13 protein-coding genes are annotated in these 23,090 nt (G+C 72.6%); all 13 read left to right on the top strand.

Going from position 1 to position 23,090, the window contains the following annotated elements:
* The first annotated feature begins 7 nt into the window (after positions 1-7).
* On the top strand, positions 8-2,065 hold the full coding sequence (locus ACLJT4_RS02850) for an ATP-binding protein (RefSeq protein ID WP_411120826.1): 2,058 nt from the start codon (positions 8-10) through the stop codon (positions 2,063-2,065).
* Positions 2,056-2,484 carry a hypothetical protein gene (locus ACLJT4_RS02855; RefSeq protein WP_411120827.1) on the top strand — a complete coding sequence of 143 codons (429 nt, stop codon included), beginning with the start codon at positions 2,056-2,058 and terminating at the stop codon, positions 2,482-2,484. The genes ACLJT4_RS02850 and ACLJT4_RS02855 overlap by 10 nt, the downstream gene beginning before the upstream one ends.
* On the top strand, positions 2,481-9,209 hold the full coding sequence (locus ACLJT4_RS02860; protein WP_411120828.1) for a DUF4157 domain-containing protein: 6,729 nt from the start codon (positions 2,481-2,483) through the stop codon (positions 9,207-9,209). Before ACLJT4_RS02855 ends, ACLJT4_RS02860 begins: the two co-directional genes overlap by 4 nt.
* Positions 9,210-9,219: 10 nt before the next feature.
* A complete protein-coding gene (locus ACLJT4_RS02865; protein WP_411120829.1) occupies positions 9,220-9,999 on the top strand; it encodes a hypothetical protein in 780 nt (259 codons plus the stop codon).
* Positions 10,000-10,051: 52 nt separating this feature from the next.
* A complete protein-coding gene (locus ACLJT4_RS02870; protein WP_411120830.1) occupies positions 10,052-10,723 on the top strand; it encodes a hypothetical protein in 672 nt (223 codons plus the stop codon).
* 3 nt (positions 10,724-10,726) lie between these two features.
* Positions 10,727-11,110, top strand: a complete 384-nt coding sequence (locus ACLJT4_RS02875; RefSeq protein WP_037683670.1) for a hypothetical protein — start codon at positions 10,727-10,729, stop codon at positions 11,108-11,110.
* Positions 11,103-12,248 (top strand): hypothetical protein, encoded by a 1,146-nt coding sequence (locus tag ACLJT4_RS02880; protein ID WP_411120831.1) that lies wholly within the window; start codon positions 11,103-11,105, stop codon positions 12,246-12,248. Before ACLJT4_RS02875 ends, ACLJT4_RS02880 begins: the two co-directional genes overlap by 8 nt.
* Before the next feature lie 97 nt (positions 12,249-12,345).
* Positions 12,346-12,870 carry a phage baseplate assembly protein V gene (locus ACLJT4_RS02885; protein WP_016575214.1) on the top strand — a complete coding sequence of 175 codons (525 nt, stop codon included), beginning with the start codon at positions 12,346-12,348 and terminating at the stop codon, positions 12,868-12,870.
* 23 nt (positions 12,871-12,893) lie between these two features.
* Positions 12,894-13,262 (top strand): hypothetical protein, encoded by a 369-nt coding sequence (locus ACLJT4_RS02890; RefSeq protein WP_037637294.1) that lies wholly within the window; start codon positions 12,894-12,896, stop codon positions 13,260-13,262.
* 26 nt (positions 13,263-13,288) lie between these two features.
* Positions 13,289-13,660: a GPW/gp25 family protein gene (locus ACLJT4_RS02895; RefSeq protein ID WP_411120832.1), complete on the top strand. Its 372-nt coding sequence runs from the start codon at positions 13,289-13,291 to the stop codon at positions 13,658-13,660.
* Positions 13,657-16,893, top strand: coding sequence for a putative baseplate assembly protein (locus ACLJT4_RS02900; RefSeq protein WP_411120833.1), 3,237 nt, complete (start codon positions 13,657-13,659; stop codon positions 16,891-16,893). The genes ACLJT4_RS02895 and ACLJT4_RS02900 overlap by 4 nt, the downstream gene beginning before the upstream one ends.
* On the top strand, positions 16,890-20,780 hold the full coding sequence (locus tag ACLJT4_RS02905; RefSeq protein WP_411120834.1) for a putative baseplate assembly protein: 3,891 nt from the start codon (positions 16,890-16,892) through the stop codon (positions 20,778-20,780). The genes ACLJT4_RS02900 and ACLJT4_RS02905 overlap by 4 nt, the downstream gene beginning before the upstream one ends.
* Positions 20,777-23,035, top strand: a complete 2,259-nt coding sequence (locus ACLJT4_RS02910) for a hypothetical protein (RefSeq protein WP_411120835.1) — start codon at positions 20,777-20,779, stop codon at positions 23,033-23,035. Before ACLJT4_RS02905 ends, ACLJT4_RS02910 begins: the two co-directional genes overlap by 4 nt.
* Positions 23,036-23,090: the final 55 nt, after the last annotated feature.

The raw sequence follows: 23,090 nt of genomic DNA on the forward strand, positions 1-23,090 counted from the left end.
GGGCGACATGGCGGGCAACGGCGGGAACAACCCCGGGGCGGCGGCGCCCGGCGAGGCGGACACCGAGGCGGACGGCACAGCGCTGGCCGGCGCCGTCCGGGCCGTGCTCGCGCGCCTGGACGCACACGCCGCCCGGGCCCACGGCAACGCCCGCACGGGCACCGGCGGGGACGCGACCGCAGCCGGGACGGCGGGCCCGGCCGCCACCCCCGACGGCGAGGAGGACGCGTCGAAGCCCGGCGCCCCCTCCCCCCAAGCCCTCGACACCCTCACCGCCTGCTTCGGGCTGACCCCCTTCGAGCGGGCGGTCGTCCTGCTCGCCGCGGCCGCCGAGCTGGACCCGACCACCGGCGCCCGCTGCGCCGCCGCCTGCGGCGACCCGTCCCGCCCGCACCCCACGTTCTCGCTCGCGCTGGCCGCGCTCGACGCACCCCACTGGAGCGCCCTGACGCCGGTCGCCCCGCTGCGCCGCTGGCGACTGGTCGAGCTGGAGGACGAGACCCGGCTGACCGCCAGTCGCCTGCGGCTCGACGAACGCATCCTGCACTTCCTCGCCGGCGCCCCCTACCTGGACGCCCGGCTGCACGGCCAACTGCGCCGCACCGTCCCGCCCGAGACCCTGCCGCCCGCCCACGAGACGGCCGCCCGGCAGGTGGCGGCGGGCTGGACGGGTGCCAGGCCCGGCGCCCCGTTGCGGGTCGAGCTGGTCGGCGGTGACCTGCGGACCCGGGGGGAGATCGCGGCCGCCGCGGCCCGCCGCTCCGGCCTCGGCCTCTACGCGATGAGCGCCGCCGACGTCCCGAGCGACCCCGCGGAACGGGACCGGCTGGCCCGGCTCTGGCAGCGGGAGGCGATCCTGCTGCCGGCCGCGCTGCTGGTCGAGGTCGGCGAGCTGGACCGGGAGCAGCAGGCCGCCGCGGACGCCTTCGTCGCCGGCAGCGCCGTCCCGCTGGTCGTCGCCGGCCAGGAGCCTCGGCAGACCGGCCACCCGCGCGGCGCCCGCGTCACCGTCCCCGCACTCTCCGACGAGGAGCAACTCGGCCTCTGGAGCGACGCCTTCACCGACCTCCCCCAGGTGACGGAACGCCATCTAGCGTCCCTCGTGGCCCAGTTCCAGCTTCCTGCGCACGTGGTGCGGTCCGCGGCGGCCAGCGTGCACCGCGACCTGCCGTCCTCCGGCACCGTCGATGCCGTCGATGCCGTCGACGTCGTAGAGCTGGCCTGGCGGGCCGGGCTCGCCGAGGCGCGGATGGGCCTGGACGAACTGGGCCGCCGGATCGAACCGCGGGCCGGCTGGGACGACCTGGTGCTCGCCGACCGGCAGCTGCGCATCCTCCAGGAGGTCGTCGCGCACGTCCGCCAGCGCGGCACCGTCTACCGGGACTGGGGCTTCGCGAAGTCGCTGCGCAGCGGTCTGGGCGTCACCGCGCTCTTCGCCGGCGGTTCCGGCACCGGCAAGACGCTGGCCGCCGAGGTGATGGCCAAGGAACTCGGCCTGGACCTCTTCGTCGTCGACCTCTCCCAGGTCGTCAGCAAGTACATCGGCGAGACCGAGAAGAACCTCAGCCGGGTCTTCGACGCGGCCGAGCGCGGCGGCGCGCTGCTCCTCTTCGACGAGGCGGACGCGCTGTTCGGCAAGCGCAGCGAGGTCAAGGACAGTCACGACCGCTACGCCAACCTGGAGGTCAGCTACCTGCTGATGCGCATGGAGGCGTACCGCGGCCTGGCCGTCCTCACCACCAACATGAAGAAGGCCCTGGACTCGGCCTTCATGCGGCGGATCCGGTTCGTCGTCGACTTCCCCTTCCCCACCGAACGGGAGCGGGCGGAGATCTGGCGCCGGGTGCTGCCGGCCGAGGCCCCGACGAAGGGCGTCGACCCGGCGCTGCTGGCCCAACTCACCGTCGCCGGCGGCTCGATCCGCAACATCGCGCTCTCCGGCGCGTTCCTCGCCGCGGAGGAGGGCGACCGCCTCCAGATGCGCCACATGCTGGCCGCGGCCCGCACCGAGTACCTGAAGCTGGAACGTTCTCTGGCGCCGTCGGAGGTCCACGGATGGGTCTGAAGCACGAGGTCGGCAGGAACGCCACGCGGACGGCCCGACCCGTCCCCACGACACCGGCACCGGCACCCGCACCGGCGTCGCATGCCGCGCACCGCACGCCGGCACCCGCGCCGGCACACGAGGACCCGCGGGCGTCCCGCTCCCCCGGCACGTTCCGCATCGACATCGACGAGCTGGTGCTGGACGGCTTCGACGCCCGCATCGACCCGAGCCGGGTGTCGGCCGCGTTCCGGGCCGAGTTGAGCCGCCTGGTGCGCGAGCGGGGCGTGCCGCTGGCGGCGGACGGCGGCACGGACCTCGCGCTCGACGGGCTCGCCGGCCTGCCGCCACTACCGGCCACCACCCACCCCGTACGGCTGGGCGAGGCGCTGGCCCGCGCGGTGCACGCGGGCCTCACCGGGCGGGGGGAGCCGCGATGAGCAGCACGAACCGCTCGGCCACCCAGGACGACCGGGCCGCCCGCGACGCACGGCGCCGCAAGCGCAAGGAGCAGTCCGCCAAGTCCGCCGCCCCCGAGCCCAAGAACATCGTCAGCGGCGCCGGCCAGCCCCTCGACCTCAGCGTCCGCCGCGAACTGGAGGAACAGCTCGGCCACGACTTCAGCCAGGTCCGCCTGCACACCGACCGCGACTCCGGACGGCTCGCGGACCTCATGGGCGCCGACGCGTTCGCCGTCGGCCGGGACGTCTTCTTCCGCGAGGGCGCCTACCGCCCCGGCACCGCCGACGGCCGACGCCTCCTCGCCCACGAACTCCTGCACACCGTCCAGGACCCGCACGGCCCCGGCGCCCTGCGCGCCGGCCGCGACCTGGGCGCGGTCAGCCTCCCCCAGGAGGCCATCGAACGCGAGGCGGAGGACGCGGCCCAGGAGTCCGTCCGCGCCGCCATGCTCGGCACCACACGACCGGACCACCCGACCCCGACCGTCGAGCCGGGACAACAAACACCCGGCTGGCTCCGCTACGCCACGGTGGACGCCGACCGCCACCGCAGCGAACTGATCGACCCGGCGACCCTCGTGGACCGCCTGGCGAACGGGGTGCTGCGGTCGTTACGGGGGGATCCGGAGGATCGATCGGGGCGGGTGCGTCTCGAAATCGCCCGGATGGCACCCGAATTGCAGGAGTCGGTGCTGGACCGGCTGGAGGTGCGGCTGCTCAGTTCCGACTTCGACCGGCTGCTGGAACTGGTGACGGAGTCCGAGGTGCTGCCGACCGGCTTCCAGCCGTCGTCCACCCCCGAGCCGGTGCCCGACGCCCTCGCCCAGGTGCTCGACGAGCGGGCGGGCCAGGAACAGCAGGGCCAGGGCGCCGCACGGGCGGAGAAACAACGCGCCGAGGACGTCACCGAGGAGAAGAAGGACGCCAAAGGGCGCGCGGAGAAGCAGGACCAGGACCAGAGCAGGGCGCAGCGCGACGCGGCGGCGGAGGACCAGGAGGCCGGCGAGCGCAAGGCGCACGAGGACGAACGGGCCGTCGAGGGCGCGGACGCCAAGCAGGAGCAGCAGCAGGCCGACGAACAGCAGGGCCAGGAGCGTCAGGAGGCCGATCAGGCCGATGCCACCAAGGCGGACCGGGCCAAGGACGGTGCCGAGCGCACCAAGGAGGAGCGCAAGGCCCAGCGGGAGCGTGAGGAGGCCGACCCGGAACAGGCCAACCGTCCCGGCGCCGACAAACGCAAACGCAACGACGACGCGAAGAAACCCGCGGACGGCTCGAAGCAGGAGGAGCTGGAGAAGAAGAAGCGGGAACAGCCCGGGCCGGTCCGCCCGGAGAAGGTCGACGAGCGGGCCGACCAACGGGACAGCGCACTGTCCGAGCACGGGCTGAACGAACAGGACGAGGAGGACGGCCCGCCCCGCGAGGAGGAACAGCCGATCGGGCTGGAGGCGGGCGCCGAGAAGGACATCGGCGCGAGCGGGGACGCCGGCGCAGCGGCCAAGGGCGGCGCGGGCCCGGGCGAGGCCGCGCTGAAACCGGAGGACTTCCTCCCCGACGCCGACCTGGACGTCTCGTCCGTACCGACCGCCGAGCATCCCGACGCCGCGCTGCCGACGTTCCCCACTCCTCCGCCCACCAAGGCCGAGCAGGTCCAGCAGGAGCGCGAGAACGCGGCGGACGACGAGGAGCACGAGGACGAGCCGGAGGCCGAGACCAAACCGCCGGGTGCGGAGCTGGGCCCGGTCGAGGGCGAGGCGCCGCAGCCGGAGCACGGGCCCGCCGGGGAGGCCGGGGACCGCACCGAGAAGGACCTCCAGCCCTCGATGCCGGTCGAGCAGGAGGTCGGGCCGGACCCGGAGGCCGAGGACCGGCAGGCCCAGGAGCCGGAGGCCGAGGAGAAACGGGATCCGGACCAGGCCCAGGACAAGGACGAGGACGGCGCCCGCCAGGCCAAGCAGGACGCCGACGACAAGGACGCGGACCGCGACGCGGAGGGCGGCACCGGCGAGGAGGCGCCGGACGCCAAGGAGGCCCAGGACGAGCAGACGGAGAAGAAGGAGCAGGACGCCCAGGAGGAGAAGCGTCAGGCGCAGGAGCAACCGGAGGGCGCGGCGGCCGGGAAGCCGGCCGGGGTCCCGTCGGACGGCTCGGCGAGCGCGGGCGGGGACTCGTCCACGTCATCGGCCTCCTCTTCGGCCCCACCCGCCGGTGCGCACACCGACCGTACGCCGGCCGAGGACCGGCGTCCGTCCCCCGCTGCGCGCCGGGGAGCCGAGCCCGTGCGGGCCGAACGGGACGCGCCGGGCGCCAAGAGCGCGGTACCGAAGGAGTCGGGGCCCGGTGCGGCGCCCGGCGGCGCGGTGGGCGGCACCGAGCCGGCCAATGCGCCGTCGGCCGCCGCCGGCCCCGGCGGCGCACCCTCCGTCGCCCAGGCCGCGGTCGGTCCGGCGTCCCAACAGGCCGACAGTCCCGGCAAGATGGGCGCGCCCGCGCCCGAGGGCGCGAAGGCCCAACCGGACGCCTCGTTGGAGAAGGACGGCGGGGGCTGTGCGCCACCGGCACCGTCCGCCGAGAAGGAGGACGGCGGCGGGGGCTGCGGCGGGGGCGGCGGGGGTGCGAAGGCCGCCGAGGAGAAGAAGGAGAAGGCTCCGGACGTCTCGGCGCAGGACCCCAAGGCGGCGCTGAACACCGTCGGTCAGCTCGCTCCGGACCAGGCGCAGGAGGCACTGCCCGGGCTGGGCGGCGCGGCGGACAAGAAGGTCAACGACGAGCAGCAGCGGCTCGACGCCAATCCGCCGAAGCGGGAACGGCCTTCCGGGGCACCGCAGACCCTGCACGGGAAGCCGGCGGAACAGGCCCCGGAGACCCCGGTCACCGGCCAGTTGGAGAGGCTCGGCCCGGAGGAGCAGGGCGAGAAGCAACGGGCCAAGGGCAGCGAGAAGGCCGAGGGCGCCAAGCCGACCGACAACATCCCGACGCCGCACGTGCCGCCCTCGAAGGACGGCAAGCTCACGTCGGACGACGCCAAGAGCGTGGCGGCGGCCGCGGACCAGGTCCCGACCAGCGACCCCGAGCTGCACAACAAGACCGTCGGCCCGGCCCCCAAGATCAAACTGGAGGGGGACAGCGACCCGCAGCGCACGGACAAGCAGGCGGAGAAGCTCAAGGAGAAGCAGGGCAAGATCCAGGACACCGGACGCTCGGACGCGTCCAAGTCGCTGGGTGAGGACAAGATCTACCCCGACGCTCCCCAGGAGGAACTCCAGGGGAAGGCGCAGGGCGGCCGGGCCGGCGCGGGGGGCGGCGGAGGCGCGGCGGCCGGTGGGGCACCGAAGCCCGGCGCCGGGGCGGTGGCCAAGCAGGAGCGCGGCGGCGAGATCAAGAGCGCCACCGGCCAGGCCGGCACCCAGGTGGCCGCCAAGGAGAAGGAACAGCAACAGGGCGAGCAGAAGGCCAAGCAGGAGAAGCAGCAGCAGATCGACAACGAGGTCACGCGCAACACCGAGCAGCAGACGGCGGAGCGCGGCCGGGTGGCCGACCAGTCCAGGACGGAGCGTCAGAACTGGCGCGACGAGCAGGACAAGAAGATCGAGAACGCCGACAAGGACACCGAGAAGGAGCACAAGGACGGCAACGACAAGATCACCAAGGAACGCGACACCAAGGACAAGGAGGTGGACGACCGAAAGAACAGCGACAACAAGGACATCAACACCAAGGCCGATGAGGCGGACAAGGACGCCAAGAAGAAGAAGGACGAGAAGAAGAAGGACTCCGACAGCCTCTTCGGCAAGATCGTCGATGCCGTCGCCGACTTCTTCAAGGACCTCCTGGACGCCGTCACCAAGATCTTCGACGAGGCCCGCAAGGCGATCAACAGTGTCATCGACACCTTCAAGGAGTGGGCGAACAAGGCGATCGACGCGGTCCGCGACTTCGCCGTCAAGGCCATCAACGCGGTCGCGGACGCGCTCATCGCCATCGGCGACGTGCTGCTGGCCGCGTTCCCGGAACTCCGCGACAAGTTCCGCAAGGCCATCAACGACCTGCGTGACAAGGCGATCGCCACCGTCAACAAGCTCGCCGACGGCCTGAAGAAGGCCGTCAACGACCTCCTCGACGCACTCGCCGCCGGCCTCAACGCGCTCCTCAACGTCCTGGAAGCGGGCCTCAAAGCGGCCATCAAGATCTTCCGCGACGCCATCGTCGGCGCCCTCAAGTTCGCCGAGGCCGCGATCCAGGCCCTCGGCCAATTCGCCGCCCTCGTCGCGGACATCGCCCCGGACCCCGGTGGCTGGCTCTCCAAGGCCGGCAGCGCCGCCAAGACCGGCATCCAGGAACACCTCTGGGGCGCCATCAAGACCGCGGTCAAGCAGTGGTTCGACACCAAGGTCGAGGGCATCCTCGGCCTCGGCAAGGCCGTCATCAACGTCCTGATCAAGGGCTGCATGTCCTTGAAGCAGATCGGCAAGATGGCCTGGGACGCGGTGATCGCCGCCCTCCCGATGATGATCGCCCAACTCGTCATCGAGAAGGTCGTCTCGATGATCATCCCGGCGGCCGGTGCGATCCTCACCATCGTTCAGGGCCTGATGGCCGCGTGGCAGTCGATCAGCGCGATCCTCTCCGCCTTCGGCAAGTTCTTCGCCTTCCTCAAGGCCGTGAAGTCCGGCCCGGCCGCCTGCCTCTTCGCCGAAGCCGTCGCCGCCGGCGTCGTCGCCCTCCTGGAACTCATCACCAACCTCCTCCTGGCCCGCCTCGGCCGGGCCGCGAAGGGCGTCGGCAACCGCCTCAAGGGCATCGCCCAAAAGATCATGAAGGGCCTGAAGAAGACCGGCAAGGGAGCCCGCAAGGCCGCCGGCAACGCCGTCAACCGCGCCCGCGGCGCCGTCCGCAAGGCCACCCAGGCCCTCCGCAAACCCACCGGCCCCACCAAGCCGAAGGGCCCCAAGGTCCCCACCCGTCCCGGCGCCTCCACCGAACACCACCCCACCACCCACCCCGGCTCCAAGGGCCCCGCCACCTCCCACGACCGCCCCACCAGCCGCACCCCCGACCGCGAACGCGCCCGCCGCCGCGAAGAAGACACCGCCAAACGCGAACGCGACGCCGAGGACCCGAAGAAGCACCCGGTCCCGAAGGCGCCGGAGAACGAGCACACCCCCGCCCCGAAGAAGCCCACCCAGGAGGAACCGGGGACCAAGACCCCCAAGAAGGAACACGAGGAGAAGCCCCCGGAGCACAAGCCCGAACCCAAGCACGACAAGAAGCCCGAAACCCCCAAGAAGAAAAAGGAAACCGAGGCCCCCAAGCGCACCAGGCCCCGCAAGCCCACGTCCCCGCTGGGCCGCGCCCTCAAAAAGATCAAGGGCAAGGTCAAGTCCGCCCTCAAGAAGGTCCGCAACGCCGGCAAGTCCCTGGGCAAGAAACTCCGCAAGTCCAAGCTGGGCAAGGCCCTGAAGAACAGTGCCAAGAAGGCCCGCGACTTCTTCAGGAAGAAGCGCGAGAACTTCCGGGATCGCCGGAAGCACCGCACCGAACAGAAGAAGCAACACCGCGAGAAGCAGAAGAAGAAAGAGAAGTCACCAGAGGCCAAAAAGGCACGACTCGAAAAGATCGTCAGCCGCATACGTCCCACACTGACCAAAATTCTACGGAAAGGAGTACCGGAGCCGGTATTGCGAATCGTCCTCAGAGCCCTCCAAACATGGCACCGACTCTCCGGTCTCACCGCTTCAGGGGATACTCACTTCAACATCGTCGCCTCACTGAATCCACAGGCAGAGGTCACAAAGGGCGAATTCGAAACATTCCCTCTCGGCTCAGAGGATGAAGTCACCAATGAAATCCGCAGGAGGATCACCGCAGAATTCTCCGGAAGGACCGAGGTCAGCCTGGGGCACGTCATGAACGTATGCGACGACATCTCGAAAGATGTCCTCGGAAAGGGCATCACCGAACGCAACAGGCAGGATCGCGTGGCGACGACCGACAGCGATAACGCAAAGTTCAAGAAACCTGCTCAAGGGAAGCTCGAATGGGAACCTCCGGAGAACGTCCTGAGGAGCACGTCAGCCAGGTCGTTCCCCGATTCAGTACTCCTCTACTTCAACCGACCGACACGCAACAAGCAAGAGATAGGACGCGTCGCACTAGGGCAATTCCGACAACTTCACGAATACATGGAGGTCGGCACGGAGGGTGGCCAAACCCTTTACGAGGATACACTCGGAAACGAGTACGTACTCAGCCAGCGAGGGACGAAGGTGCCTCGTTACGTGAACCGGAATCTTAACGAGTTCGATAAGCCCAGAAAAGGCGCAAGAGGGATCGATGCCTCAGACCCAGGCGCCTCACCCTCTCCGGAGTACATCGCGGAACACGTTCAAGGGCCCAAGGGTGGAAGGAAGGCCAAAAAGCGCTCCGCCTTCATTTCCACGACGAAGCTGGATCTCGCGAATCTCACGAACGCCAAAGGGGAAAGCCTCGGCGGAGAACACGGGCGTGCAAAAATCGACCTGCTAAAGGTTCCGGCCAGCCAGATCTTCGATCTAACAAATGCAGAAAACCAGACAGAGTGGGGGCTCGGATCACCGAATACTCCCAAACAGAAACAGGCTCTTCAGGACGTAATTCGCACCCAGGAGGTGTTGGTTGTCGGACCCATCCCCGCCGCCGCCATAGAAGAGGTCGCCTACCCCTAGAGGAAGTGCAATGAGTTTTGACTCCTACCATTGGATCGATGCACCTATCGCCGACGTCGAGCTCACCGAGGCACGGAGCCGGCTCGCCTCAGGCACAGCAAGCGGAGTAGATTTCCTCATGCTCCTGAGAAGTGGCCATACGGTGGCCGTCGGGGTGGCTCTCGATCACTTCCATCAAGCTGAATCAATGACGCGATTCGGTGACGATAACCCCTACGCGCCTTACGAAGACGAAGTTTTAGCCAAGGCCAGAGGGATACTCAAAGAGCCCGCCAGCCTACGGAGCGAAACAGGTGGGCACGAAGACGGAGCGAACCATGACAGTGCTCTTTACGTGATGGGAAACCTCGCAGACCCTGACTCTCCCGAAGATCGGGAAGCTGTGGCTTCTGCGGTGCGCAAGGCAGCCACGCCCGCCTCTCTAGAGGCTGCAACGGGAACCGCGGGAATGCTGCTAGCGGATTCTGAACCGCTCGATCAGAATCTGCTCGACGCGTTGAGCGAGGTGATTCTCGATGAGGAGCGGGACGTCTGGTCTCGCGTTCGAGGAATCGTCGCCCTGAGTAATGTCACCGACCGTAAAGCCGCCGACGTTCTCGAGCGAGCCGCAACACAGAACAGCGAGAAGGTCCAGCTGGAAGTCGTCATCATTCTTGCCAACCGGCATATGTCCACTCATCGATCCGTAGTGGAGGAAATGACCGCATCCTGGCCCGAGAATGCGGACTACCCAAGGTCACTTGTTCTTGACGCCCTGCGGTCGGCGCGAGCAGAGGGCGCGACCGAATGAGCAGTGTTAGGTCTTCTGGCCATACCAACAGCAACGTGAGTGAGGACTACTTATGACCCGCTACGCCGACATCCCCAAACCTATCCGTTCCGGAATAGTCGTGGTCGATCCCGAGCTTGGGATTCCGCAGCGGATCATTGTGTTGCAGTTCAATCCGGACACGTTGGAGCGGCAGGTGGCGCCGCAGGCGGCTGGTGGGGAGGGGGATAGCGGGGGCGGTGGTGGGGGGAGTGGTGGGGATCGGAATGAGGCGTTGCGGTTGAAGGGGCCGGCGCAGGAGACGTGGAAGTTCACTGCGGAGATCGATGCCACGGATCAGTTGGATGTGGCGGCGCCGGAGGGGATTCATCCGGAGTTGGCGGTGTTGGAGATGTTGGTGCAACCGACGACCGCGCAGTTGTTGGCGGCGTCGAAGTTGACCAAGAAGGGGACGATCGAGATCAGTCCCATCGAGACGCCGTTGACGTTGTTCACGTGGGGCAGCAAGCGCGTGATGCCGGTGCGGTTGACGGAGTTGTCGGTCAATGAGTCGGCGTTCGATGTGAATCTCAATCCGATTCGGGCGTCGCTGAGCATCGGGTTGAAGGTGTTGACGGTGAGCGATCTGCCGGCCGGGCACCCCGGGGCGGCGTTGTACCTCGCGCATCTGGCGCAGAAGGAGCAGTTGGCGCGGCGGGCCCGGGGCGGGACGTTCGCGCAGTTGGGGTTGGGGAGGGGGATCTGAGGCGTGGGCATCGAGCCGTATGAGAGTGCGTTGGACGATGTGCCGGGGGCGCATCCGTATCCGCGGAGCAGTCGGTATGCGGGGGTCGAGATCGGCGTGCACGTGCGGGCCGATGGGAGCGAAGTGCGCTATGCGAAGCGGCGGTTGTTGCCGTCGCTCGCGGAGGCGGCCGACGATGCCGTGCCGCATGTCGTGGGCAGTGGGGAGCGGGTCGATCAGCTCGGGCAGCGGTATTTCGGGGATCCGGGGCAGTGGTGGCGGATCGCGGACGCCAATCCGGTGCTGGAGCCGCGGGAGTTGACGGCGGAGCCGGGGGTGGAGATCGCCGTGCCGTTGCCCGGCGGGTTCAGCGGCGGGCTGGGCGGGCCGGGGGTGCGGCATGGCTGACGGGGACGAGCCGATCGGGCGGGGGCCCCTGCACGTTTCGCTGTACATGGGGCCGAAGTTGGCGCGGCTGGTCCCGCAGGAGGTGGTGGAAGCACTGCTCTCCGCGCAGATCACCAGTACGGCGGGTGAGCGCAGCGGCTTCCAGTTGGCGTTCGACCTGACGAAGAAGGGCGCCCTCGTCCAGCGGTTGCTGCCGGAGGGGTTCTTCGATCCGAAGACCCGGGTCATCGTCACCGTGACGATCAAGGGGACGCCGGTGGTGTTGCTGGACGGCGTGATCGTGCGGCAGGAGGTGGGCAGCAGCAACCACCCCGGGCAGAGCACCCTGACGGTGACCGGGGAGGACCTGACGCTGTTGATGGACCTGGAGGAGCGGACCGACCGCTATCCGAACCTGGCGCCCTCGCAGCGCGTCGAGCGGATTCTGGGGAAGTACGCGGATTACGGGATCGACGCGCGGATCATCCGGGAGCAGATTCCGCAGCCGCCTCGGGAGCAGGTGCGGGTCGACTACCAGACGGGCACGGACCTGAGTTACGTCAACGACCTGGCGCGGGCCAACGGGTACACGTTCTATCTGGAGCCGGGGCCGGTGCCGGGGCGGTCGACGGCGTTCTGGGGCCCGGAGCAGCGCCTCGGGCAGCGGCAGCACGCCCTGAACGTGAACATGGACGCCAATTCCACCGTGGACCAGTTGACGTTCGCGTACGACGGGACGGCCCGGGAGGAGCCGCAGGCGCGCGTGCAGGACCCGGTGACGCGGCGGGCGCCGTTGTTGGCGCAGCCGGACATCAGCCCGTTGCGGCCGCCGTTGGGTCTGCGGGGGTCGCCGGCGCTCAAGCGGAAGACGTTGAGCGGGACGGCGAAGATGGACGAGGGCCTGGCCAAGGCGGAGGCGTTGGGGCGGGCCGCGACCAGTGCCGACGCGATCTCGGGGTCGGGGTCGTTGGACGTCACCCGGCACGGATACCTGCTGCGCCCACGGGAGTTGGTGGGCGTGCGCGGCGCCGGGGTCACCTATGACGGCGACTACTACGTGAAGTCCGTGACGCACAACCTGCGGATCGGCTCGTACCTGCAGAACTTCACGCTGTCGCGGGAGGGACTGATCGCCCGCAGCGGCACCGTGCGGCCCTAGCCGCACCGGCACCCGATCACCCGCACCAGCACCAGCACCAGCACCAGCACCAGCACCCGATGCCCGTACGCGGGGACCGTAAGGAGAGAAGCCGCACATGGCTGCTGCACCGAACAACCGCTTCCTCGGCAAGTTCCGGGGCCGGGTGGCGGCGAACGACGACCCGATGGGAGTGGGCCGGTTGCGCGTCCAGGTCCCGGACGTGCTGGGCGACGAGGTGTCGACCTGGGCCCTGCCGTGCTTCCCGTTCAGCGGCGAGCAGGCCGGACAGGTGGTGGTGCCGTCGGTCGGGGCCGGCGTGTGGGTGGAGTTCGAGCAGGGGGACCCCAGTTTCCCGGTGTGGGTGGGGTGTTGGTACGGGCGGCGGGAGGAGCTGCCGGAGGACGCCCAGCGGGATCCGGCGATCGCGCATCCGGTGGTGATCCAGACGCCGGGCAAGCACAAGATCGTGCTGTCCGACGTGCCGACCGAGGGCATCCTGCTCCAGGCCCCGGGCGGGGCGTACGTGCGGATCGACGCCACGGGGGTCCACCTCAACAACGGGCTCGGGGCGTCCGTCTCCCTCACCGGGGAGCAAGTCGACCTGAACGACGGTCGGTTGACCGTACAGAAGAAGCGCTGACGAGAGCGGGGGAGGCAGGGCAGATGGCGAGCGGGAATCTCGTGCACGGTGGCATGACCATCGGCTGTCCGCACGGCGGGCGGGTGGTGCCGGCTGCGGCCGGCGGTGGGGCGGGCGTGCTGATCGACGGCGCGCCGGTGGCGACGGCCGCGGACCTGTTCGTGGTGAGCGGGTGCGCGCACGTCGTGGCGGGCCGCCCGCAGCCGTGCACCAGCGTGCGGTGGACGCCGGACGGCGGGGGCGGCGGCGTGTGCGTCGACGGGGTGCCGGTGCTGCTGGACACCACCGCGGCGCTGTGCTTCAGCGCCGCGGTGGTGCCGCAGGGGCCGCCGGTGGTGACGTCCGCCGGCGGGGGTCGGCCGGGCGGCTCCGAGGGGGTGACGAGCCGGTGAGGGCGCAACCGGGGCGGACCGGGCACGTGTCGCGCACGGACCTCGCCTTTCCGTACCGCGTGGACCGGCGCGGGCGGACCGCGCACGCCCGGTACGACGCGCACGTGCGGGACCTGGTCGAGCAGTTGCTGTTCACCAGTCCCGGCGAGCGGGTGATGCGGCCCGACTTCGGCTGCGGGCTGCTGGACCTGGTCTTCACGCCGAACAGCCCGGAGTTGGCCTCCGCCATCGAGCTCTCCGTGCAGGCGGCGTTGCAGCGCTGGCTGGGCGAGCTGATCGAGGTGGAGTCGCTGGACGTGACGAGCGAGGAGAACGTGGTGCGGGTGTCGCTGCGGTACGTGGTGCGCGCCACCGCCAGCCGCCGCGACGAGGTGTTCGAGGGGCGGGGGGCACAATGACGGTCGGCGGCACGTTCGGGACCGGGCGGCGGGAGCGGATCCGGCAGGCGCGGCGCAACGGCGTGGACGCGGTGGAGGTCGGCGAGGACGGGCGGACGCTGACCGTCACCTTCCTGGGGAAGGCGCCGCACGGGCTGCGTCCGGAGAACGTCCGGATCGACGGCGGGCGGCGGATCACCGGCATCGAGGCGCTGGAGACCACGGTCGAGCGGGAGGAGGACCCCGAACTGGACGACCGGCTGGTGGTGCTGCTGGACCGGGCCGGTGACTTCTCGTCCTACCGGTTGTCGGTGGTGGAGACCGATCCCTACGGGCGGCCGGGCACCGAGCCGTTCCCCGGGTTCGACCAGCGGTACTTCTCGACGGAGTTCTCGTTCCGGCCGAACTGCCCGACGCCGTTCGACTGCGTGGACGACGACGGTGCCGGGGCGGGCGGAGGGCGGCGGCTGCCGGACGCCTTCCGCGCCGCCGCGCCCGTCATCGACTACACCGCCCGGGACTACGACACCCTGCGGCAGGTCGTCCTGGACCGGTTGCGGCTGACGACGCCCCAGTGGGTGGAGCGCAACCCGGCGGACCTCGGCACGACGCTGGTCGAGTTGCTCGCCCACACCGCCGACCAGATCAGCTACCAGCAGGACGCGGTGGCCACCGAGGCGTACCTGGACACCGCGCGGCGCCGGGTGTCGGTCCGGCGCCACGTGCGGCTGATCGACTACCCGATGCACGACGGCTGCACGGCCCGGGCGTTCGTGACGGTCCAGGTGGTGGCGCCGCTGACGCTGCTGCCGGGGACCTTCCGGTTCGCCGCCGTCGACTACCGCTCGTACGGGCCGCGGGAACGGCCGGAGCTCGGCTCGGTGATCGACGACCGGGAGCTGGCGGTGCTGGCCGAGCGCGGGTCGCTGGAGGTGTTCGAGCCGGTGGTGCGCCGGGCGCCGCTGGAACTGCTCCCCCAGCACCACGCCATCCGGCTGTGGACGTGGGGCGGGGAGGTCTGCGGGCTGACGGCGGGGGCCACCGCCGCCACCCTCACCGACGCCTGGGCCGACGAGGAGTGCGGGCGGCGGGAGTTGGCACTGGCCCCCGGTGACCTGCTGCTCCTCGAAGAGGTCAAGGGGCCGCGGACCGGGACGCCCGGCGATCAGGACCCCGCGCACCGGCAGGTGGTGCGGCTGACGTCCGTCACCCCGGCCGTCGACGAGCTCGTCGGGCAACCGGTCCTGGAGGTCACCTGGGCCGACGAGGACGCGCTGGCGTTCCCGTTGCGGCTGACGACGCGGGGCGGGCGCCACTGCGCGCCCGTGGCGGACGTGAGCGTGGCGCGCGGCAACGTGGTGCTGGTGGACCACGGGCGGACCCTGGACGGGGACGGGGACGGGGACGGGGGCGACGGGCACGTGCCGGAGACCGTCACCGTGCCGCCCGTGCCCGCCGTGCTGGCGTCCTGCGACCCGCCGGCGTTCGGCTGCTGGGACGGCGGACACGGCGGCAACGAGGTCGCGCAGCTCCTCGACGACCTGATCGACCGGGCCCAAGGCGGCCGGGAGCTGTCCCCCGACGACGTCCGACGGCTGTGCACCGCGGTCGGCGCGGAGGCCGCCGAGCGGGCCGGCATCGGGCTGGAGTCCGCCGGACTGCGCGCCGAAAGGGTGCTGCCGGGGACCGCGTACGCGCAGGCCGCGGCGTTGCGGACGCTGCTCGCGCAGTCGGTGTACCCGGGGATCGTGCCGCGCTTCCGGCCTGTGGTGGGCCGCGCGCCGGTCGTCCAGGCGGTGCCGTTCCCGCAGCCGCGGCACGTCGCGGCCGGGCAGGCGGAACGGCTCGCGGCGATCCCGGAGCGGGCGCGGGAGCGACTGGTGGAGCTGTGGCGCAGCGCCCGGGACCGGGACGGGCTGAGTGCGGCGGAGACCGCCGAACTGACCGTGCTGTTCGGACTCGACGTGCTGGAACGGCTGGAGCTGGCCCGGCATCCGGTGCGGGCGCTGCGGGAGCTGCTGCACCGCAGCCCGCGCCTGCTGGACGGCAAGCTGCGCCGGCTGGCGGTGCTCACGGCGCGCGCCCGGGCCGGGACGGTGCTGGACGGGCGGACGGCGTGGGAGGTCGCGCAGACCTGGGGGCCGGCGTACGCGACCGGGCTGCACCCGGACGAGCCGGTGCTGCACGGCCCGGCCGCCGCCGTCCTCCAGGACCCGCGCGAGGCCCTGCCGGCGCTCCGCCTCCGGGAGCTCACGGAGGCCCCCGACGGCGGCCCCGACGGCGCCGGCGCGGAGTCCGGGGCCACCTGGCGCCCGCGCCGCGACCTGTTGGGCAGCGGCGCCCGCGACCGGCACGTCGTGGGGGAGCTGGAGGACGACGGGCGGCTGGCGCTGCGGTTCGGCGACGGGCACCACGGGGCCCGGCCGACGCCGGGCAGCCGGCTCGCCGTCCACTACCGGATCGGCGGCGGCACGGCCGGGAACGTCGGTGCCGAGGCGATCGGCCACCTGGTGCTGCGGCGTGACCCGCAGGAGTCGGAGGCCGCGGCGCCGCCGCCGGTGGCCGGGGTCCGCAACCCGCTGCCCGCGGTGGGCGGCGTGGAGCCCGAACCGCTGGAGCAGGTACGGCAGTTGGCGCCGCTGGACCTGCGGCGGAGCCGGCTGCGGGCGGTCACCGCCCAGGACTACGCGGCGCTGGCCGGCGGGCTGCCGGGCGTGCAGCGGGCGGCGGCGGAGATCCGGTGGACCGGCAGCGTCCAGGAGGCGCACGTCGCCATCGACGCGTACGGCACCGAGGATCCTTCGCCGGCCCTGCTGGACGCGGTCGGCCACGCGCTGGAGGTCTACCGCCGGATCGGGCACGACCTGGTGGTGCGGCCGGCGCGCCGGGTGCCGCTGGACGTGGCGCTGGAGGTCTGCGCCGAGCCCGGTCACCAACACGGGCAGATCCTGGCCGAGTTGTACCGGGTGCTGGGCGACCGGGCACTGTCCGGTGGCCGGCTGGGCTTCTTCCACCCGGACGCGCTGACGTTCGGGGAGCCGGTCCGGCTGAGCCGGCTGGTGGCCCTGGCCGCGGCGGTGCCGGGCGTCCGCAGCGTGGCGGTGACCCGGTTGCAGCGGATGTTCCACGCGGACCGGGACGAACGACAGGCGGGGGTGCTGCGGCTGGGGCCGCTGGAGATCGCCCGCTGCGACAACGACCCGGACCGGCCCGAGAACGGCCGGCTGGTCATCGAGCTCGGGGGTGGGCGATGACGGAGCACCAGACGACGGGCTGCGGCTGCGGCTGCACGGGGACGGACGCGGCGGGCGGCGGGCACGACGAGCGCCGCGCCGACCCCGCGCCCTACAACCCGCCGGGCCGCCGCGCCCTCGACTACCGGGTCGGCGACCACGGTTCGTTCCTGGCCGCGATGCTGGACCGGCTGGCCTCACCGGCCTACCCGGCGCTGCGCGGGCTGACCGTCCGCACCCCCGACGACCCGTCCGTCGGGCTGCTGGACGCCTGGGCGGTCCTCGGCGACCTGCTGACGTTCCACGGCGAGCGGATCGCCGACGAGGGGTACCTGCGGACCGCCAACGAGCACCGGTCGCTGGCGCTGCTGGGCCGGCTGGTGGGGCATCAGCCGCGGCCGGGGGTCGCCGCCGACACCCACCTCGCCTACACCCTGGACCGCGACCCGCGCGCCGGCGACCTGCCGGTGGTCATCCCGCGCGGGGCACGCAGCCACAGCGTGCCGGCCGGCTCGGACGAGGAGTCGCAGACCTTCGAGACCGACGAGGACCTGACCGCGCGCTCGGCGTGGAACGAACTCGCGGTGCGGCACCGCCGGCCGGCGCTGCTGACCGCGGACGCCCTGCGGACCCGCCCGGAACTGCTGGTCGCGGGCACGTCCACCGGGGTGGCCGTCGGCGACCGGCTGCTGTTCGACTTCGGTGCGCAGCGGGTGCTGCTGCCGGTGGCGTCGGTGCGGCCGGACCGCACCCAGGACGTCACCGCGCTGGGGCTGCCCAAGGCGGCACCGGCGTCGCTGCCGGAGCTGGTCACCGAACTGCGGGCGTGGATCACCGAACCCCCCGCGTCGGTGGACCCGGACGACCCGGACTACCCGCCGCCGGCCACCCCGCAGGCTCCCAACCCCAGGCCCGTCAGCCGGTTCGTCGCCGACTTCGACGCGCAGGTGCTGGCGCCGCTGCGCAAGGACCTGGACGGCATCGCCGACCCGGCCGCGTTCACCGCGCGGCTGGCCGGCCCGCACGAGCGGCTGGCGGAGGCGCAGGCGGTGGCGGCCGGCTATCCGGAGGTCGTCGCGTGGTTCGAGGAGCTCCAGGCGGTCGTCGGCGAACTGGCGCGGCGGGCCGACCAGTTGGGATGGGAGTCGCCCGAGGAGCCGGCACCGGGAGAGCCGGCGCCCGCCGCGCAACCGACCGCCGCCGGGGACCCGGCGGCCACCGACCGGGGCACCGCGGTGCCCACCGCCCTCTCGGCCCTCGCCGCCGTGCTGCCGGCGCTGCGCACCCGGGTGGTCCGCCCGCCGACCGCCGACCGGGACGCGGCCGGCGACCCGCAGCGGGCGTTCGGTGCCGGTGCGGACCTGGGCGCGCGGCTGCTGGCCGCCCTGGACCCGCGGGTCGGCGACGGCCTCTACCCGGCGTGGCGGCGGGCGGCCGCCCCGGCCGGCGACGGCGGCTCCGCCGTTCCCGCCCAGCCGCTGCTGCGCGCCGTCCTCACCATGCGGGTCACCGCCACCCCGTTCGGTGCCACGGCGCCGCTGAAGTCGGTGCAGGACGACCGGGGGCGGGTCATCCGGACCGCGGACTGGCCGCTGACGGGGGCCGCGCTGACCACGGTGCGGGTGGTGTTCGACACCGCGGGGAAGACCCCGGTGCGGGCGGAGTTCCAGCATGCCGAGACCGGCAGCACGGACCAGCGGGCGGAGAACCTGCCCGCCGACACCGCCTTCGCGCTCGGCCCCGGCCGGGTCGAACTGCACACCCGCACCGGCCAGGACCACGACCTGAGCTGGCTGGGTCGCCGCCCGGTGGACTCTCAGGAGCCGGGGGTCACCGCCCGGCTCCTGGCCGGACTGCCGGAGCGGACGGTGTTCGTCTCGCGTCCGGCGGAGGACGGCCGGGTCCACGTCTCGGTCGACGACGGCAACGCGCAGTCGTGGCAGTTGGCGCCCGGCGAGCACCGACAGGTCACGCAGGACGGCTACGAGGTGCGGGTGCGGGTGGCGGCCGGCGGCGAACCGCCGGGCGTGGAGCTCGGGATCGCGACGGTCCCGAAGCCGGCCGACCGGCGGGTGCTGGCGCTGGACGCGGTGTACGACGGGATCACGTTGGGCAGTTGGGTCGCCGTCGAGCGGCCCCGCAAGGGCGCGGACGGCCCGGACGGCATCCCCGGCGACAAGAAGCTGGCGTTCGTCACCACCCGGGTCACCGCGGTCCGCACCGCGGTACACACCCAGTACGGCATCACCGGCCGGGGCACCGTCCTCACCCTCGCCGACCCGTGGCTGGACGAGCACGACGTCACCCTGGACGCGATCCGGGACACCACCGTGCACGCCGCCGGCCAGGACCTGGCGCAGGCGGACGACCCGGTCGGCGAGGACGTGCACGGCGACCGGCTGGAACTCGCCGCGCTGTACGACGGGTTGCGGCCGGGCCGCTACCTGATCGTCTCCGGCGAACGCACCGACATCCCCGGGGTGGAGGGGGTGCGGGGCACCGAACTGGCCGTCATCGCGGGCGTGGAGCAGACGCTGGACCCGGCGCTGCCCGGCGACCGGGTGCACACCACGCTGACCCTGACCCGTGCACTGACGCACCGCTACCGGCGGGACGCGGTGCGGGTGCAGGGCAACGTCGTCCCGGCGTCGCACGGCGAGAGCCGCGACGAGGCGATCGGCAGCGGCGACGCGGCGCGCGCCAACCAGACGTTCGCGCTCTGGCAGTCGCCGCTGACCTGGCTGCCGTCCGACAACCCCCTGGGGGCCGTGCCACAGTTGGAGGTCCGGGTGGACGGGCTGCGCTGGCACCCGGTGGACAGCCTGGCCGGCCGCGGCCCCGACGAGCGGGTCTACGTCACCGGTTCGAGCGGCGCCGGGAGCGGCGCCGGCCGCACGACGGTGACCTTCGGCGACGGGGTGCACGGCGCCCGGCTGCCGACCGGCCACGACAACGTGCGGGCACGCTACCGCTTCGGGACCGGCCGGGCCGCCAACGTAGCGGCGGACCGGATCACCCAGGCCGTCACCCGCCCGCTCGGCGTCACCGGCGTCACCAACCCGCAGCCGGCCACCGGTGGCGCCGACGCGGACGGCCCGGCACTGACCCGGCGCACCGTCCCGCTGGCGGTCTCCGCGCTGGACCGGCTGGTGTCCCTGGCCGACTACGAGGACTTCGCGCGCTCCCGGGCGGGCATCGGCCGGGCCGCGGCCCGCGAGGTGTTCGACGGGCGGCGGCAGGTGCTGCACGTGACGGTCGCCGGCGTCGACGACATCCCCCTCGCACCGGACGCGGAGGTGCTGCGGGCGCTGCGGGCGTCGCTGGCGGAGTACGGGGACGGCCGGCTGCCGGTGCGGGTGGACGTCCGGGAGCCGGTGCTGCTGCTGTGCGCGGCGAAGGTGAAGGTCGCCCCGGACCACGCCTGGTCGCTGGTGGAGCCGCGGGTCCGGCAGGCGCTGCTGGCCCGCCTCGGCTACGACGGGCGGGAACTGGGCCAGCCGGCCCGGTTGTCGGAGGTGCTGGCCGCCGCGCAGGCGGTGCCCGGCGTGGACTACGTGGACGTGGACGCCTTCACCGGTGTCCCGGCCTCCGTCACCACCCCCGAACTCGCCGACCTGACACGGAAGTTGACCGACGGTCCGCGGACGTCGGTGCCGGCCCGGCTCGCCCGCTTCGACGAGCGGATCCACGAGGTCACCGCGCACGGCGGCGAGACCCTGACCGCCGTCGCCGCCCGGTACGGCATCCCGCTGGCCGAACTCCTGCGCCTCAACCCCGACCTCACCGACACCCGGCCGCTGCCCGAGGGCCGCGCGGTCTGCGTCTTCCGCGGCATCCGGCCGGCCCAGCTCGCGCTGTTCTCGCCGCGGGTCGCGGACACGCTGATCCTGACCGAGGAGATCCGATGACCACCAACAGGGAGCCGGACGGGCTCGCGGAGCTGCTCCCGCACTGGCACCGGCTGCGGGACGCCGAGGACCCCGCGCGCGGCGAGCCCCTGCGGGCACTGCTGGCGGTGATCGCCGAGCAGGTGGACCGGGTCCGGGACGGCGTCGCCCAGCAGTACGACGACTGGTTCGTGGAGACCGCCGCCGCGTGGGTCCTGCCCTACCTGGGCGACCTGGTGGGCTACCGGCCGCTGCCGGGGTACGAGCGGGTGCTCGCCACCGGCCTGCGCGACGGCGGGCTGCCGGACTCCTCGCGGCGGCGGCTGGCCGAGGCGCTGGCGCCGCGCCGCGACGTGGCCGCCACCGTCGCCAACCGGCGGCGCAAGGGCACCCTGGCGCTGCTGGAGGAGCTGTCCGAGGGTGTGGCGGGCTGGCCGGCGCGGGCGGTGGAGCTCTCCCGGCTGGTCGCGCACCACCAGCCGGTGCGGCTCTACGGGGCGGCCACCGAGGCCGCCGACGCGCTGCGACGCGGGCGCGGCCGGCTGGTGGACGTCCGGGACGGCGCGGCGCTGGACCTGGCCGGCGGGCCGTTCGGCACCCTCGCCCGCTCGGTCGACGTGCGCCGGGCCGCGTCCCGCCGCGCGCAGGGCGGCTGCGCGCCGGCCGGGGTGGGCCTGTTCGTCTGGCGGCTCAAGCCGTACTCCGTGACCCGGGCGCCGGCGTACTGCATCGACCGGGCCCGCAACCTCTACACCTTCTCCATCCTGGGCAACGACACCCCGCTGCTGACCCGCCCGGAGCCGGAGCCGTCGGCGACCCACCTCGCCACGGTCGACAACGTCCCCGCGCTGATCACCCGCCGGCAGCTGCACGACCGCCTCGCGGACTACTACGGGCCGGGCAAGAGCTTCGTGATCCGTACGGACGGCGCGGACCGTCCGGTCCCGCTCGCCGACGTCGTCGTCGCCGACCTCGGCGAGTGGCGCTACCGGCCCAAGCGCGGGCAGGTCGCCGTCGACCCGGAGCGGGGACGGATCGCGTTCGGCGCCCGGTCCGCGCCGCGGCAGGGCGTGTGGGTGGACTACCACTACGGCTTCGGGGACGACCTGGGCGGCGGCGAGTACGTCCGCGAGCGCAGCGAACCGGGCCGTCCCCCGGCCGACGGCGGGGCGCGGGACACCCCACCGGACGCCGCCGTCTACCGGGTCGGCCCCGACGGCCCGTACCGGCGGATCATGGACGCCTACACGGCCTGGCAGCACGACCGGCGGGCCGGCCGGTGCGGGCCCGACGGCATCATCGAGATCGTCCACAGCGGCGCCTACCAGGAGCAGTTGGACTTCGACCTGGAGCCGGGCGACCGGCTCCAACTGCGCGCCGCCGAGGGCACCCGTCCGGTCATCCGACTGCTGGACTGGTACAGCAACCGGCCGGACGCCCTCAACGTCCGGGCCGTGGCGGCGGAGTGCGCACCGGGCGAACGGCCCCGCATGGTGCTGGACGGGCTGCTGGTCGCCGGCCGCGGCCTCCACGTCAGCGGCCCGCTCGGCTCCCTGGTGCTGCGGCACTGCACCCTCGTACCGGGCTGGTCGCTGGAGCCGGCGTGCCACCCGGCCTCCCCCGAGGAACCCAGCCTGGTCCTGGACCGCACCACGGCCTGCGTCGAGATCGACCGGACGATCCTGGGCACCATCGAGGTGATCGGCGACGAGGTCGGCACCGACCCGCTGGCGATCCACCTGCGCGACAGCATCCTGGACGCCACCGGCCCCGACCGCGCCGCCCTGTCGGCGCCCGACTGCCGCCACGCGCACGCGGTGCTGTCGGTGCACCGCTCCACCGTCCTCGGCGAGGTGCACGTGCACGCGGTGCGGCTCGCCGAGAACAGCCTCTTCACCGGGCGGGTGCGGGTGGCCCGGCGCGGGGTGGGATGCGTGCGGTTCAGCTACCTGCCGCCCGGCTCGCGGACCCCGCGCCGGTACCGCTGCCAACCTGACCTGGTGGGCCCCGGTGGGGGTACCTCCCGCTTGAGCGGAGCCGAGAGTGGGGGAGCCGCCCGGGTGCGGCCCCTGCTGCGCAGCGAACGCTACGGGACGCCGTGGTACGGGCAGTTGGCGGCGGGCTGCGCCGCGGAGCTGGTCCGCGGCGCGGAGGACGGCGCGGAGCTGGGCGCGTACCACGACCGCTACCTGCCGCAGCGCACCGACAGCCTGCGGGCCCGGCTCGCGGAGTACACCCCGGCGGGCACCGACGCGGGGATCGTGTGCGTGACGTGAGCCGCCGACCAGCCAGCCCGCCGTCCGGCCGCCCGCCCGGGGCGCGCCCGTCGCG

This window comes from Streptomyces sp. x-19, from assembly GCF_046549115.1.
GTDB classification, from domain to species: Bacteria; Actinomycetota; Actinomycetes; order Streptomycetales; family Streptomycetaceae; genus Streptomyces; species Streptomyces albulus_C.